16 protein-coding genes are annotated in these 14,898 nt (G+C 68.3%); 6 read left to right on the forward strand and 10 right to left on the reverse strand.

The genetic code is table 11. The features are described from left to right. The 3 genes from ACH13J_RS16905 to ACH13J_RS16915 all read right to left on the reverse strand — a co-directional run. Positions 1-1,054 (reverse strand): methyltetrahydrofolate cobalamin methyltransferase (locus ACH13J_RS16905; protein ID WP_397544522.1); only part of this gene is annotated, 1,054 nt, incomplete at its 3' end. Positions 1,055-1,064: 10 nt separating this feature from the next. Beyond that, on the reverse strand, positions 1,065-2,000 hold the full coding sequence (locus ACH13J_RS16910; protein ID WP_397544537.1) for a methylenetetrahydrofolate reductase: 936 nt from the start codon (positions 1,998-2,000) through the stop codon (positions 1,065-1,067). Between the two features lie 29 nt (positions 2,001-2,029). Beyond that, complete coding sequence (locus ACH13J_RS16915; RefSeq protein WP_397544523.1) at positions 2,030-2,326, reverse strand: virulence factor; 297 nt, start codon at positions 2,324-2,326, stop codon at positions 2,030-2,032. 234 nt (positions 2,327-2,560) lie between these two features. On the opposite strand from ACH13J_RS16915, the gene ACH13J_RS16920 reads away from it, so the two are divergent. Further along, positions 2,561-3,673 (forward strand): Ppx/GppA phosphatase family protein, encoded by a 1,113-nt coding sequence (locus ACH13J_RS16920; RefSeq protein WP_397544524.1) that lies wholly within the window; start codon positions 2,561-2,563, stop codon positions 3,671-3,673. Further along, entirely contained in the window at positions 3,673-4,398 is a 726-nt protein-coding gene (locus ACH13J_RS16925; protein WP_397544525.1) for an SAM-dependent methyltransferase, read from the forward strand. Before ACH13J_RS16920 ends, ACH13J_RS16925 begins: the two co-directional genes overlap by 1 nt. On the opposite strand, the gene ACH13J_RS16930 is transcribed toward ACH13J_RS16925, so the two are convergent. Next, positions 4,395-4,559: a hypothetical protein gene (locus tag ACH13J_RS16930; RefSeq protein ID WP_397544526.1), complete on the reverse strand. Its 165-nt coding sequence runs from the start codon at positions 4,557-4,559 to the stop codon at positions 4,395-4,397. The genes ACH13J_RS16925 and ACH13J_RS16930 overlap by 4 nt on opposite strands. Positions 4,560-4,765: 206 nt before the next feature. Between ACH13J_RS16930 and ACH13J_RS16935 the strand changes: the two genes are divergently transcribed. After that, entirely contained in the window at positions 4,766-5,287 is a 522-nt protein-coding gene (locus ACH13J_RS16935) for a DUF2478 domain-containing protein (RefSeq protein ID WP_397544527.1), read from the forward strand. A gap of 51 nt (positions 5,288-5,338) precedes the next feature. Here ACH13J_RS16935 and ACH13J_RS16940 read toward each other — a convergent pair whose 3' ends face one another. From ACH13J_RS16940 to ACH13J_RS16950, 3 genes are all read right to left on the reverse strand, one after another. Continuing rightward, a complete protein-coding gene (locus tag ACH13J_RS16940) occupies positions 5,339-7,954 on the reverse strand; it encodes an AAA family ATPase (RefSeq protein WP_397544528.1) in 2,616 nt (871 codons plus the stop codon). After that, positions 7,951-9,081, reverse strand: coding sequence for a metallophosphoesterase (locus ACH13J_RS16945; protein ID WP_397544529.1), 1,131 nt, complete (start codon positions 9,079-9,081; stop codon positions 7,951-7,953). Before ACH13J_RS16945 ends, ACH13J_RS16940 begins: the two co-directional genes overlap by 4 nt. 232 nt (positions 9,082-9,313) lie before the next feature. Continuing rightward, on the reverse strand, positions 9,314-10,312 hold the full coding sequence (locus ACH13J_RS16950) for a WCX domain-containing protein (protein ID WP_397544530.1): 999 nt from the start codon (positions 10,310-10,312) through the stop codon (positions 9,314-9,316). Positions 10,313-10,642: 330 nt separating this feature from the next. On the opposite strand from ACH13J_RS16950, the gene dusA reads away from it, so the two are divergent. The 3 genes from dusA (at position 10,643) to ACH13J_RS16965 (ending at position 13,354) form a co-directional block, all read left to right on the forward strand. Then, a complete protein-coding gene (dusA, locus tag ACH13J_RS16955; RefSeq protein ID WP_397544531.1) occupies positions 10,643-11,665 on the forward strand; it encodes a tRNA dihydrouridine(20/20a) synthase DusA in 1,023 nt (340 codons plus the stop codon). A gap of 85 nt (positions 11,666-11,750) precedes the next feature. After that, on the forward strand, positions 11,751-12,575 hold the full coding sequence (locus tag ACH13J_RS16960) for a TSUP family transporter (RefSeq protein WP_397544532.1): 825 nt from the start codon (positions 11,751-11,753) through the stop codon (positions 12,573-12,575). Beyond that, positions 12,569-13,354: a hypothetical protein gene (locus tag ACH13J_RS16965; protein ID WP_397544533.1), complete on the forward strand. Its 786-nt coding sequence runs from the start codon at positions 12,569-12,571 to the stop codon at positions 13,352-13,354. The genes ACH13J_RS16960 and ACH13J_RS16965 overlap by 7 nt, the downstream gene beginning before the upstream one ends. Before the next feature lie 5 nt (positions 13,355-13,359). On the opposite strand, the gene ACH13J_RS16970 is transcribed toward ACH13J_RS16965, so the two are convergent. The 3 genes from ACH13J_RS16970 to ACH13J_RS16980 all read right to left on the reverse strand — a co-directional run. Further along, complete coding sequence (locus ACH13J_RS16970) at positions 13,360-13,599, reverse strand: DUF1289 domain-containing protein (protein ID WP_397544534.1); 240 nt, start codon at positions 13,597-13,599, stop codon at positions 13,360-13,362. After that, entirely contained in the window at positions 13,596-14,072 is a 477-nt protein-coding gene (gene ruvX / locus ACH13J_RS16975) for a Holliday junction resolvase RuvX (protein WP_397544535.1), read from the reverse strand. The genes ACH13J_RS16970 and ruvX overlap by 4 nt, the downstream gene beginning before the upstream one ends. Further along, a partial coding sequence (locus ACH13J_RS16980) for a tetratricopeptide repeat protein (RefSeq protein ID WP_397544536.1) occupies positions 14,069-14,898 on the reverse strand: 830 nt, incomplete at its 5' end. The genes ACH13J_RS16980 and ruvX, both read right to left, overlap by 4 nt.

Below are 14,898 nucleotides of genomic sequence, written 5' to 3' on the forward strand. Positions count from 1 at the left end.
GGCGGCGTCCGCCCGGGCGTCCGCCACGCGCGCCGGCGGCCTCCTCGCCCGGTTTGGGCGGGGCCTTGTTGAACTTGATCCACTCGCCGCCATGCGGGTCGTTGTTGGTCAGGAAATTGGCGGCGCGGATCGCCTCCATCTCCTTGCCCGGCCGCGGCTTCGTCGAACCGAGATTGAAAAGCCGGCAAAAGGTCTCGTCATCCATGTCCTCGGGCAGCGCGATGCCCGCGGCGGCGGCCTCGGCTTTCTTGGCCTCGATCTCGGACTGCTTCACCGGCAGGGCAATCGGGTTCATGATCGCGCTGGTCATTCCCGCCCCCATGGCCATCGGCAGGAAGGCGTTGTTGATGCCGTGCCGGTTGGGCAGGCCGAAGCTGATGTTGGAGGCGCCGCAGGTGGTGTTCACACCCAGCTCCTCGCGCAGGCGGCGCACAAGGGTAAAGACCTGCTGGCCGGCCGACCCCATGGCGCCGATCGGCATCACCAGCGGGTCCACGACGATGTCATGGGCGGGAATGCCGAAATCGGCGGCGCGCTCGACGATCTTCCTGGCCACGGCGAACCTGACCTCGGGATCCTCGGAAATGCCCGTGTCGTCGTTGGAGATGGCCACCACCGGCACGTTGTATTTCTTCACCAGCGGCAGGATCGCCTCCAGCCGTTCTTCCTCGCCGGTGACGGAATTGAGCAACGGGCGGCCATGGGCCATTTCCAGCCCGGCCTCCAGCGCCGCCGGCACGGAACTGTCGATGCACAGCGGCACGTCGACCAGCCCCTGCACCAGCTCGACGATCCGCGTCATCAGCGGCGGCTCGGTCTGGTTGGGGTCGGGGTTGGAATTGTAGACGACCCCCGCATTGATATCGAGCACGTTCGCCCCGGCCTGTACCTGGGCGACGGCGTCCGCCTCCACCGTCGAGAAATCGCCGGCCTCGAGCTCGGCGGCAAGTTTCTTGCGGCCGGTCGGATTGATCCGTTCCCCGATCACGCAGAAGGGTTCGTCGAACCCCAGAACGGCGGTTTTGGTTTTGCTCTCGACGATGGTGCGGGTCATGTTGGGTCCTTCACGAGGCGTTGACGGGTTTGGTGGCGTCGCCACCGTGTTCGATGGCCCAGTTTGCGTTGGCCTTGATCCCGCCGAGCGGAAAGAAATGCACGTTGGTGATGCTGCAGTCGGGGTTGGCGGCCTTGTGGTCGGCCAGCGCCGTCAGCACCTCGGTGGGCTCGTAGGGCATCAGCAGTTTCGAGACGTCCATCGCGCGGCGTTGCAGCACTTTCAAGGACGGGCCCACGCCGCAGGCGATCGCGAACTTGATCAGTGTCTGCAGCTTGGCCGGCCCGGCGATCCCGATATGGATGGGCAGGGTGATCCCCTCGGACCGGAGCCGGTCGGCCCATGCGATCATCGGATCGGCATCGAAGGCGAACTGCGTGACGATGGCCATCTCGGCGTCTGTGCGTTCGGAAAACGCCTGTTTCCATTGAAGCGCCTCGTCCACCGTTTTCGTCCCGCCCTGCGGGTCGATGTCGCGGTTGCCCTCGGGGTGGCCCGCGACGTGCAGCCGCTTGAATCCGGCCTTGTCGAATTCGCCGGTTTCCATCAGCTGCATCGAGCTGTCGAACTTGCCGTGCGGCTTGTCCACCCCGCCCGCCAGCAGCAGCGCCTGGTCGACCCCCGCCTCGCCCTGATAGCGGCCGATCCAGTCGGCCAGCATGTCCCGGTCCTTGATGATCCGGGCGGGGAAATGCGGCATCACGCGGAAGCCCTCGGCCGAGATACGGCGGGCCGTGTCCACCATGTCCTCGATCGGCGTGCCCTCGATGTGGGCGATGTAGACGCGCGTCTCTGCCGGGAGCAGGTCGCGGAAATCCTCGACCTTCTCGGCGGTGCGCGGCATGACCTCGATCGAGTAGTCCCGCAGGAGTGCCTCGAGCTCGGGCGTGGCGCCGGTGGCCGGGGTGGCGGCCGTTTCACGCTTCTTGAAATTCAACAGACCCATCACGGCCTCCCATAGCGCATTTACAGGGCTCATGCCCAGCCATCGTTCGCGATCAGGGCCTTGATACGGTCCTGATCGTACTCGGCGTCCAGCCGGGCCGCTTCGGCCTCGGCCACGTTGGAGGGGTCGCCCTCCACCTGGTAGGGGGCGGCCTTGCGCCACTCGGCCAGATAGGCGTCGGTGTCGTCGGCGCCGACCTTCATCGCCGCGCGGTCGATGGCCTGTTCGAAACGTTCCGGCAACGGCCTTTTAGCCCCCCGGCGTCCCTTGCCGACGATCACCTGCGCCGGGATGTCCCGCCAATAGACGATTGTCACGTCAACCATGGTTGATTCCCCTGAGTCATTGGGCCTTCTCTAAAGCAGAGCGTCTCGTCCGCGGCGTCGAATTTCGACAGAACGCGACCGGACAGCGACAGTGTGCCGATGACGGCCCTGCGCATGTGGCCGTTGGGTGGCGCCGCCGCAACCGGCCGGTCGCAGCCGCGCCCGCGCAAAAGCTTGCACGCCCGCCTGCGAACGCCTACCTTGATGACAACTCGAAATGGAGGGCGTAGCAAGATGGCGCCCAAGCGTCCCGTTGGTGCGGGCGCGATCCCGAAACAGGTCGATAGCCCCGCACTGGTCCGACCCGATTCGCCGCCGCTCTACGCGGCGCTGGATCTGGGGACAAACAGTTGCCGCATGCTGATTGCCCGCCCGCAGGGCAGCCAGTTTGTCGTGGTCGACAGCTTTTCCAAGTCCGTGCAGCTCGGCGCGGGGCTGGAAAGGTCCGGCCGGCTTTCGCGTGCGGCGATCCACCGGACCATTCAGGCGCTGCGCGTATGCCAGCAGAAAATGAAGCGCCACCGCGTGCGCAGGATGCGCCTCGTGGCGACCGAGGCCTGCCGGCGCGCGACAAACGGCCCCGAGTTCATGGATCGCGTCCGGCGCGAGACCGGCCTGACGCTGGAGGTCATCAAGCCCCAGCAGGAGGCGCAGCTTGCGGTGGTGTCCTGCGCGCCGCTTGTGAGTTCCAGAACGGAACAGCTGCTTGTGGTCGATATCGGGGGCGGGTCGACCGAGCTGGTCTGGATCGATCTGACCGACGTGCCCCCGCCCGAGCGCGCGCGGGCGATCATGCAGATGCATGGCGGGTTCGAGCCGCTGCACAAGGATCGGCCCTGTGCGCGGGTCGTCGACTGGATCAGCGTTCCCCTCGGCGTGGCAACGCTGCGCGACCAGTTCCGCGACGTCGAGGACGACAGCGCCCGCTTTGCCCTGATGAGCTGGTTCTTCGAGGAAAACCTCGCGGAATTCGCGCCTTACAAGGACGAGCCGCCGCGCGAGGGCTTCCAGATCGTCGGCACGTCGGGTACCGTGACCACCGTGGCCGCCAGCCATCTGGGGCTGAAGCGTTATGACCGCAACAAGGTCGATGGCCTGCGCATGACCAGCGACGAGATCGACAGGGTGATCCGCACCTACCTTGCCCTGGGGCCGGCCGGGCGGCGGCGCGACCCGCGCATCGGCATCGACCGTCAGGCCCTGATCATGTCCGGCGCGGCGATCCTGCAGGCGCTTCTGCGCTGCTGGCCGACCGACCGGCTGTCGGTGGCCGACCGCGGGCTGCGCGAGGGGATTCTCTATGCCCTGATGTCGGCCGATGGCGTGCTGGAGGACAGGAGGGATTGATGGCCAAGAAACCCGACGGCAAGAACACCTCCGGGCGCGGTCAGCGCGACCTGACCGTGAAGGTCAAGACGGCGCGCGGCCGCAAGCCCTCCTCGACGCGCTGGCTGCAGCGGCAACTGAACGACCCTTACGTGAAGCGCGCCCAGGCCGAGGGGTATCGCGGCCGCGCCGCTTACAAGATCATGGAACTGGACGACAAGTACCGCTTCCTCGTGCCCGGGGCGCGGGTGGTAGATCTGGGGTGCGCGCCCGGCGGCTGGTGCCAGGTGGCGGTGCCCCGCGTCAACGCCATGGGCGACAAGCCGGGAAAGGCACGGGGCTACATCCTGGGTATCGATCTGCAAGAGGTGGAGCCGATCGCCGGTGTCGAGCTGCACCAGCTGGATTTCATGGAGGACGGTGCCGACGAGACGGTCAAGGAATGGCTGGGTGGCCGCGCCGACGTCGTCATGTCGGACATGGCCGCGGCCAGTTCCGGCCACAAGCAGACCGATCACCTGCGCATCGTCGCGCTGTGCGAGGCGGCGGCCCATCTGGCCTTCGACGTGCTGGAGGAAGGGGGAACCTTTGTCTCAAAGGTGCTGGCTGGCGGCGCGGAGGGGGAGCTGCAGAAACTCCTCAAGCAGCGTTTCGTCAGGGTTGCGAACGTGAAGCCGCCTGCCTCGCGTGCCGACAGCTCGGAAAAATACGTGGTGGCGACGGGATTCCGCCGGGCCGGCCGCTAGCGTTCGAGCGATCGCCCCGCGCGCCTGACCAGCGTCTTGACCTCCGCCACGTCCTGTTCGGTGCTGCGGCGCCGACGGCGCTGCCGCATGGCGAGGTTGCCTTGCCGGATCAACTCGAAAAGGCGGGCGTGCCGCCGCGTGATATCGGGGACGCGCTGCATGGAACCTCCACTTCGGCCTTTTTTTGGTGCACCGCGTCGCACTCTAGCGCCTGAATGCGGCGGTTCTTTTGCGAAAACGGGAAATTCACCGGGCATGGCCGCCGATTGCGGACCCGCGCGGTCATGCTTTCCATGACGCAAGCGGCAGGCTATGCCAAACGGTGCGAGGGGCGGCGCGCGCCCCGTAACAACAAGGACCGCGGATTGTGAAGATCGGTTACGTAACCGCCCCCGGCAGGGGCGATGTCGATCGGCTGCTCGACACGGTCGCAAGGCGGCTGTCCGCCCGGGGCGTCCGGCTGTGCGGAACGGTGCAGATCAATTCCCAGACCGCGGGAGGCGGACCCCACGACATGGATATCCGGGTGCTGCCCGATGGGCCGGTGCTGCGCATATCGCAGTCGCTGGGTCCGGGGGCGCGGGGATGTCGCCTCGATCCGGAGGCTCTCGAGCGCGCGGTCGGGCTGGTTTCCGCACGGCTTTCCGAAGGTGCCGATATGCTCATCGTCAACAAGTTCGGCAAGCAGGAAGCCGAGGGCCGCGGGTTCCGCAACGTCATCGCCGAGGCGCTGGCACAAGACGTGCCGGTGCTGGTGGGGCTGAACGGCGCCAACCGCGCCGCTTTCCAGAGTTTCGCGGCCGGGCTCGCGACGGACCTGCCGCCACGGGCCGATGCGCTGGAAAGCTGGGCCCTGTCAGGCGGCGGTGCCACCCCGGCGACCGGCTGACAGCTGGCCCCGTCAGCCGCCACCGTCACCCGCGGGCCGGGGGCTCCGGCATCATTCGGCGGCCTTCGCCGTCGCGGCGGCAGCGAGGTGCAGCGGGTTGCCGCCAAGGTCGCGGAAAACCCGCTGGCGGCACGTCAGGACGATGATCTGCAGATCCCCCGCCTGGCGGTGCAGGGCATCGAACATGCGTTCGATACGGTCGTCATCGGTGAACACGAGAGCGTCGTCGAGTATGACCGGCGCAACCCGTCCGGTCGCGGCCAGCATTCGGGCAAAGGCCAGCCGCACGAGCAGCGCGACCTGCTCCTGCGTGCCGCCCGACAGGATGTCGACCGGCTCTCTCCGGCCCTCGCGGATCAGGGCGTCGGGTAGCAGCGATTCCTCGCCCCATGTCAGTTCGGCCTCCGGCCAGAGCAGGTGCAGGAGCGGCTGCAATTCCCTTGCGATGGGGGCAAAGTAGCGCTCGCGCGCCTCGTTGCGCGCGGTCTCCAGCGCCTCTTCCAGCCGGGACAGCACCTTCACCTCGTGCTCGATCCGTGCAAGGTCTGCGTTCGCCGCCTCCAGCTCCTGTTTGGTTTCGGCCAGCCTTTCCTCGACCGCGTCGCCCGAGGCGCGGCTGATGCGTTCGTCCAGACGGGCCAGATGGGGTTTCAGGCGGGCAATCTCGTCCCGCGCGCTTTGATCCACCGACATGGCCCGGTTCAGCGCCGCCCTGGTGGTATCAAGATCAGGCGCATCACGGGCTTTCTCGGCATGCGCTGTCTCGGCGGCGGCAAGCGCCTTGGCGGTCCGGCTGGCCTCGGCCAAGAGGTCATCCTCCGTCATGGCGCCGTATTTTTTCAGCACGTCCTCGGCCCGCTCAAGCCGGTCCCGCAGCGATTTGAGCGTTGTCTCGGCCCGGGTCGCCGCGTCACGGGCGTCCGACAGCCGCTCAGACGCTGCTTCTCGGGCGACACGTGCCGTTTCATGCGCCGCCCGCGCGTTCTCCAGCGCGGTCTCGGCATCCTGCGGGTCGGGCGCGTCGGCGTCGTCCTCCACCTGCGGGATCTTGGCCAGCGCCTCGCGCAGCGGGTCGATTCCATCGGGCGCAAGACTGTTCAGGACGGCCTTCGCCTCGCTTTCCTTGCGCCCGGCCTCGTTCCGGGCGGCGGCGGCGGCGCGGGCCGTGTCGAGATCGCCGGCGCCTGTTTCCGCGAGCGCCTTGTGCAGCTTGGCGGCGGCCGCCTCGACCGAGCTTTCGTCGTGGCCGGACTCTCCGGGACGGATCTCGATTTCGCCGACACCCTCGATGGCCAACCGCGTGGCGCGCGTGAGCGGTATGGCTTGCCCGTGGGGCAGGGCGGTGTCGCCTGACCGGATCGCGCCCTCGCGGCCTCCGGCATAGCGGGCAATGATCTGCGTGGCCGTCGCATCCCGCGCTGCAACGGCCGTCGCATGGGCCGCGGCGAGCGTTTCGATCCGGTTGATGGTCGTTGCGTCCGGGCCGGAGCGCGCCGCTGCCGCGGCCTCCTCCATCGCGCTGCGCGCCTTCTCGGCCTTGGCGATGCGCGTCTCCAGCTCTCGCCGCCGGTCGGCCCCGTCGCGGGCCGCCTTGGCGCGCATGGCGAGGTTATGGGCGCCTTCGGCGTCCTTCAGCCTCTTCAGCGCGGTTTCGAGTTCGCGTTCGGCCGCATCGCGCGCAGCGCGTTGCTGGTCCAGCACGGCCTTGGTGTTGCGGGCCTCTGCTTCGGCCGCTTCGGTTTCCTTCGCGGCCGCGGTCCGTTCGGCCTTGGCCTCGCGGAACGCCTCCAGCCGATGGCGGGCCGTGTCGGCCTCCAGCCGTGCCATGTCCATTTTTCGGGCCTCGGCGTCCAGCTCCTCGGCATGACGTTCTGCCGCGGCATGGGCCGCGCGGGCCGCCTCGAGCTTGTGACGCCGCTCGTCGGCTGCCTGCGGGGCGTCCAGTTCCTGCAGGTGGCGCCGCGCCCGCTTGCGCTCGGCCAGCGCGCCGTGCAAGTCCTCCGCCGTCGCCGCGAGGGCATCGCGCCGCGCGGTCAGGTCTTCGACACGCTCCAGCGCGGCCTTCCACGGGCCATTCGCGCATGGCCGTCCGGTTCTTGTCGCATAGCCGGCCAGTTCCTCGCGGCACCGCGCCAGCGCCATGTCCATGCGCCGCCCGCCGGTCATCGCCTCCACTTCTTCGCCGACCGACGACATCAGGTCGCGCCGTGCCTCCAGCGCCGCCTTCTGTTCCTTGTTCGAGCCGCCGGCGAGATCGGTCATGCCCTGCCGCACCCAGATCAGGCCGGACGGCCCGCCCGTGTCGCCGCCCAGCAGGTCGGCAACCCACGCTTCCGCCTTGTCGGCCTGCGCGATCAGGGCGCCGTTGCGGTGCACCGTCGCCGCGGGCTTTTGCAGCCATCGTTTCGTGACGACGAAGCGGACCCCGTCAACCTCCAGCTCGATGGTCACCTCGGGTGCGCCCCCCGCATGGGGGCGGAGCGCCGAGATCTCCTTGTCGCGCGATCCGTACGGCTTGAAGAACAGGGCCTGGATCGCGTCGAAGAGCGTCGACTTGCCTTGCTCGTTGGGTTCGCACAAAACGTTCAGCCCGTCGTCGATCTCGCCGATGCGAACCGGGTCGGTGAAGCGGCGGACATTGTTCAGCGTGATGGCGCGGATCTTCATTTCGAGGCCTCCCGGACGTAGGCGTAAAGACGGGCCAGCGCGTCGGCCGCAACATCGCGATCCTGCTGCGACAGCGTCTCCGACTCGGCGTCGTCCTTGAGCATGTTGGCCGCCAGCCGCAGGGCACCGGCCCGGTCGATCCCGTCGAGGTCGCGGGCATCGTATTGCGTTCCCAGCCCGTCGGTCAGCAGTTCGAGACAGGCGAAATCGGGGGCGAGACGGTCTGCCGCAAGTCGCAGTTCGGCCTGTTCGGGCAGGCCGGCCCAGCCTGTCACCCTGAGCCGCACCAGCAGGTCGCGACGGCCCGACGCCGGCACCGCGGCCTCAAGCGCCTCTGCCGCGTCCTGGCCGGGATGCAGCGGCAAGGCGATCTCGGTCCAAAGGAACTCGCCCGTCTCGATCTCGGTGACCCGCGGCTCCGCGCCGGGCCCGTCCAGTTCCACGCACAGGCAGACACCACGCCGGCCATGCTTGAACCTGTCCTGCTCGGGGCTGCCTGAATACTGCAGGCGGGAGGACACGCGCGTTCGCCCGTGCCAGTCGCCGAGCGCGAGGTAGTCGAGCCGCGCGGTGCGGTCCCGGTCGGGGGCGATGACATCGCCGGAGTCCGTGAAATCCTTTACGCCGCCATGCGCCAGCCCGATCCGCAGCGATCCCTCGTCGCTGGGCATGGTGACAAGCACCTCGGTGGGGTCGATACCCGAGGAGCGGAAGGCGACGGGGCAGGGCAGCAGGGTCGCCCCCGGCGCGAGATCAAGCGGCCCGGTCCCGGTGACGGAGATCACGTTGGCGGGCGCGTCGCGGCCGATGCTTTCCCAAAGCGGCTCGGCGTCGCGCAGGTTGTCGTGATTGCCCGGCAACAGCCACCACGTGATATCGGACGCCTCGCCCATCGCGGCGAGTGCCTGCCGGATGACCGTGGGAGACGGCGTCGCGGTATCGAAGGTGTCGCCGGCAAGCAGGACATGCGCCGCGCCGTGTGCCCGCGCTGCCTGTGCCAGACGGTTGATCGCGCCGTGCCGTGCCTCCATCAGGCGGCCGCGAATGTTGCCGTCGGGCGGTTGGGGGATATTCACGAATTTCCGGCCGATATGCAGGTCGGACGAATGAATGAAACGAAATGTCATGGCAACTCCTGCAAGGTGATTCCCCGGTCTTGGTGTGACCATTGCTCAGGCATCGCCGAAGGGGGCGTCAGATGTTGTCATGGCCATTGTTGCGGGTCCAGACGGGTGTCCGCCGTGAGTGGAAACCCCGGAGTGGTTTTTCCCAGACTAATCCGATGAAACGCGGGATGAAAAGGACAAGAGGCCGGAAAAACCTGCGCACCGGCAATGCGCGCCGCGCTCTCGCCGCAGGTTACGGAAGCGCTGGAAAATCGCCGCGGCGGTACCCGGCGACCATGTCGCGCAGGGCCTTTGGTGCCACGACCTCGACCTGGTCGCCCCACATGTAAAGGTGCCACGCCATTTCCAGATGGCCTGAAGCCTCGAACCGCACCGTCAGGGAACCGTCTTGCGCCTGCGACATCTGCTGCCGGGGATGGAAGATGAACTGCCGCGCGGTCGGCGCCGCCTCCGGGGTGAAACGCCATTCCACGGGGCCGTATTCGGTATCGGAATGGAACGATCCGAAGGCGCGCGCCGCGAAGGCGTCGAGATCGAAATCGGGGTCGCGGGCAAAGCTCTGTCCCGTGATCTCGGCGGCCTGTATGCGGTCCAGCCGGAAGCGGCGCATCCGGCCGTCACCCTTTGACGGCCGCGCGACAAGGTAGCGCCGGGTGCCCAGTAACAGGCCATGTGGCTTCAGGTGGCGGGGCTTGGGGGCCCGGTCCTGCGCACCGCGATAGAGGATCTTCAATTCCCACGGGGCGCGCAACGCCTCGGTCAGCGTTCCCAGCAGGTCCATGTCGGTGACCACCCTGGGGCCGGGGCGCGAGGCGAAGCCCTGGGATTCCAGCAGCGCCTCGGCGTCGGCCTCGGTACGGCGCGCTTGGCTTGCCGGCATCGCCGCCAACAGCCTGTCCCTCAGCGCTCGCAACCGCTGTGCGTCATCCGGCGCCCCGTCCCGCTCCGCGCGTTCCGCCGCCATGTCCAAGGCGGCCAGTTCGTTGTCGCGCAGCCCCTGGGCCTGCAGCCAGCGCGGATCGTGTCGGGGCAGGTGCCACCGCCGGCGGCGGTCGTCGCCCTCCGTGACGTCCACATTCGGGAAAACGCCCTCGAAGGCGCGCATCATCCGCTGCGCGGTACGGTGGTCGCATTCGAATTCGCGCGTGACGTCTTGCAGGGAAACGCCTTCGAAGCTGGCCATTGCCATGTTCGCGATACGCAACAGATCGGCGGCCTTGCCGTAGGACATTCATGCATCCCTTGCCGGACGGGGCGGATTGACGCGGCCCGAATGGTGACATTTCCTGACATGCTCAACTGCGGCGCAGCGTTTGTCAAATCATCGCGATGGCCGCCCGGCGCGTTCCGGCTCGTTGCGCAACGGGAACGCGCTCGACGGCACCGCCTTTCCTTCCGCACGGCCCGATGCTAGGAATGCCATCCCGCCAAATCACGCGCAGACATCCGGCGGGGGCCATGCCGCCGCGCGGGGCGGTCTGCAGAGCGGCGCAACGACATGTTGCACCACCCCGAAAACGGGGGCAAAACGCCTGGAATCGTTGAGGAGCATAGACGGGCCATGCAGGCAGGTCTGGAAAATCAAGGGCAGCCGACACTCTGGCAGGCCGCGCGCCTGTCCGTGGCCCCGATGATGGACTGGACCGACAGGCACTGTCGGTACCTGCATCGCCAATTGTCCCGCAACGCGCTGCTTTATACAGAGATGGTAACGGCGCCCGCGCTGGTGCGGGGCGGTGCGGTGCATCTTCTGGAGTTCTCCGAAGCCGAACATCCCGTTGCGCTGCAACTTGGCGGGTCCGACCCGGCCGAACTGGCCGCGGCGGCGCGGATGGGCGCGGCCGCGGGCTACGACGAGATCAACCTCAACGTCGGATGTCCCTCCGACCGGGTGCAATCGGGCACGTTTGGCGCGGTATTGATGCGCCAGCCCGAGCTTGTCGCCGAATGCTGCGCCGCGATGATCGAGGCGGTCGATATCGAGGTGACGGTGAAATGCCGGATCGGCGTGGACCGGCAGGACGCGGAAACGGCGCTGCCGGATTTCATCGACCACGTCGCCGGGGCCGGCGTGCGCCGCGTCATCATTCACGCCCGCAAGGCGTGGCTGCAGGGCTTGAGCCCCAAGGAAAACCGCGACGTGCCCCCCCTCGACTATGGCCTTGTGCAAAGGATGAAAACACGCTTCCCGTCGCTGCACCTGTCGGTCAACGGCGGGATCGAGACCCTTGATCCCGCTCTGGGGTTCCTCGCGGCCGGGCTTGATGGCGTCATGATCGGCCGCGCGGCCTATCACCGACCGGCCGACATCCTCGGGGCCGCCGACCGGCTGGTGTTTGCCGGCACGGACCGTGACCGGACGCCCGAAGAGGCGGTGCGCGCCATGCTGCCCTATATCGAGGAGCACGTGGCCCGGGGCGGCAAGCTGCATCAGGTGACGCGGCACATGCTGGGCCTCTTTGCCGGCCGGCCCGGCGCGCGGGTCTGGCGCAGGATGCTGTCCGAGGGGGCGACACGGCCCGGCGCGGGGGCGGAACTGGTCGAGACCGCGCTCGCCGAGGTCGCGGGCCAGCCTGCAGTGTAGCCCGGGGCCATCCCGGCGGGCAAGCGGGTTTCCCTTCGCCGCCGCGCGGTGTAAGGCGAAGCGGCGTGACGCAGGGAGGCCGCTGATGCCCGACACGATGCTGCTGTTTCAGATGCTGGCGCTTGTGATGGTGATCGGCGCGTTCGCCGGCGTGCTCGCCGGGCTGCTGGGCGTGGGGGGCGGTATCGTTCTTGTGCCAGCCTTTTTCTACGCTTTCCAGATACTTGGATATGATAGTCCACAACTGATGCAGATGTGCCTTGCCACGTCTCTGGCGACGATCATCGTCACGTCGGTCCGCTCCGTGCTGAGCCACGACAGGAAGGGCGCGGTCGACTGGGATATCCTCAAGCGCTGGGCGCCGGGTATCGCGGCGGGGGCGGTGTTCGGCGTGATGGTGGCCGCGTCCCTGCGCTCGACCGTGTTGCAGGGGGTGTTCGGCGTGCTGGGCGTGGTGATCGGCCTCTATCTCGGTCTGGGACGGGCCGAATGGCGGCTTGGAAATGCGATGCCCGCGGGGCTCGCCCGGGGGGCGATGGCGCCTGTGCTCGGGTTCCTGTCGGTGTTGATGGGGATCGGCGGGGGCAGCTTCGGTGTTCCGCTGATGAGCCTTTACGGCGTGGCGATCCACCGCGCGGTCGCCACGGCGGCGGGTTTCGGCGTGACCATCGCCGTCCCGTCCGTGGCGGGGTTCCTGTTCCTCGACATCGCGGCCGAGAAGCGCCCGCCGCTGACGGTGGGCGCGGTCAACCTCGTGGCATTCGTGATCGTCATCGCCATGACCCTGATCACCGCGCCGCTGGGCGTGAAGCTGGCGCACGCCATGGACCCGCGCCCGCTGCGCCGGGTCTTCGCGGTGTTCCTGACGCTGGTGGCGCTCAACATGCTGCGAAAGGCGGCCGGATGGTAGAGCGGCTGCTCGCGCAAGGCTGGGCGCGGTTCCCGGCGGAACCGGCCGTCAGCGACTGGGCCGCCGCGGCGCGGTCGGTGGCGAGGGAAAGGGTGCGCGATCCGGAGGAACGCGCGCGCTGGCTGCAATGCGAGGGGACATGGTTCGTCGGCGTGGAAACGCTGCCCAACGATGCGGCCGGCGATGCGGGGGCCGGGCCGCTTTCCGGCGCGGCGCACGCCGCCGCCCGGGCGCTCTACGGTGCGTTGCCGCTGCACCGTGGGCAGGTTTCCGTGACCTATCCCGGCTATCCCCGCCCGCGAGAGGGCGAGGGCGCGGCGGCCTTCCGTTATCGGCGCGATCGCGACGCGGCGCATGTTGACGGACTTCTCCCGACCGGGCCCGCGCGCCGGCGCATGCTGAAGGAGCGTCACGCCTACATACTCGGGCTGCCCCTGACCGATTGCGGGCCCGGGGCAAGCCCGCTGGTGGTATGGCAGGGCAGCCATCACGTGATGCGCGCCGCGTTCCGGCGCGCGCTGGACCACCTGCCCGAGGCGGAGTGGTCCGACACGGATATCACCGACATCTACAAGGCCGCCCGGCGGGAGGTGTTCGAGAGTTGTCGGCGCGTCACAGTGCCCGCGCAACCCGGCGAGGCCTATCTCGTGCACCGGCTCGCGCTTCATGGTGTGGCCCCTTGGCAGGCCGGGGCGAGGGCACCGAGGGACGGGCGCATGATCGCGTATTTCCGCCCTGAGCTGCCGGCCGGCACGCGCGACTGGCTGGACCTGCCCTGAGCGCGTCAGCCCCGGGACATACGGGCAGCGCGGCCGCCCCGGCGCTTGCGCAGCATCGGCGCGCGGCCGGGCAGCGCCTCCATGATATCCCGGCGTTCGTCGGGTGTCATCTTCGACCAGCGGGCGATTTCGTCCGTGGTGCGGTAACAGCCCGTGCAAATGCGCGCTTCGGGGTGGACGACACAAACACGAACGCACGGGCTCTCGATTTCCTTGCGCGTCCAGACGGGGGAATTCTCGGTCACGTTTCTGCCCTCAGATGCCTCAGCCGGTCCAAAGCTCCCTGCAGGATATATGACGCGGCGACGGCGTCGATAACCTCTTTCCGACGTTTCCGTGTCAAATCGGCCTCGATCAGCGCCCTTTCGGCGGCCACCGTCGAAAGCCGCTCGTCCCAGAAGCCGATGGGCAGGTCGGTCAGGCGCTCGAGGTTGCGGGCAAAGGCGCGGGTCGATTGACAGCGCGGCCCCTCCGAGCCGTCCATGTTGCGCGGCAACCCCAGAACGAGGCCGGCCGCCTCGCGCTCTCGTGCGATTTCAAGCAGACGGGCGGCATCGGCCCCGAATTTGCGCCGCTTGATCGTCTCGACCGCGTTGGCAGAGGACAGAAGCCTGTCGGAGGCAGCCACGCCGATGGTCTTTTCCCCGAGGTCGAGCCCCAGCACGGCGCGCATGGGCGGCAAAGCCGCCGCGAAATCCTCGATCTCGGCAATGATCATTCGACGAGACCGGCGTCGCGCGCGGCGGCCCGAACGATGCCCAGATCCTGTTCTCGACCGGCGAAAACCTGTTGTGCCTCGTCCCAGATGGCCTGTGCGCGCTCGGTCTCTCCCAGCACGCCGTAGGCGCCGATGAGCCGCGCCCATTCCCGCGCGGTCCCGCCCTCGTTGGCCAATCGCTCTGCGAGGCGCGAGACCATGCCGCGGATCATCTCCGCGCGGTCCTCGGCAGACATCTCGCCGGCGGCCTCCATGTCGGCGGCATCCGGCCCCGGCGCGGTGTCCTGCTCGAGCGGCGGCAGTTCGTATTGCACCCCCGCGCGCCACGCGACTTCCTCGATGCGGGCGCGGATCGGCTCTACCCAGGGCGCGTTGGCGCCGCTTTCGTCGAGCAGCTTTTCCCATGTGCGGAACGCCATGTCCGGTCGGTCCACCTGGATCATGTAATGCCCCAGGAAGTAACGCGCCCAAGGGTTGCGGGGATCGCGCGCCAGCGCGTTGCGGATGGCGGCTTCGGCGTCGCTGGACACGTAGCCGCCGGCGGCGGATATCATGAGGTCGGCCAGCAGCGCGTAATCCTGTGCGGTGGCCTGCTCTCCCTTGACGTCGATCAGCTGGGCCTGCGCCTTGCGCGCGGCGGTCATGTTCCCGAGTGCCGCCTCGTTGCGCGCCAGCAGCATCAGGCCGCGCGGATCGTCGGGGCGCTTTTTCACCGTCTCCCGCAGCTTGTCCATGAGCGCAAGGTACTCGTCGGAGGCGTCCGGCGGCGTGGTGCCCGCGGGCATCTGCTCGGCGGCGCGCGCCTCCGCCGCGGCCTGGTCGAGCC

Origin of the sequence: Roseovarius salis, from assembly GCF_044472985.1 — a bacterium.
In the GTDB taxonomy this organism is placed as follows: Bacteria; Pseudomonadota; Alphaproteobacteria; order Rhodobacterales; family Rhodobacteraceae; genus Roseovarius; species Roseovarius salis.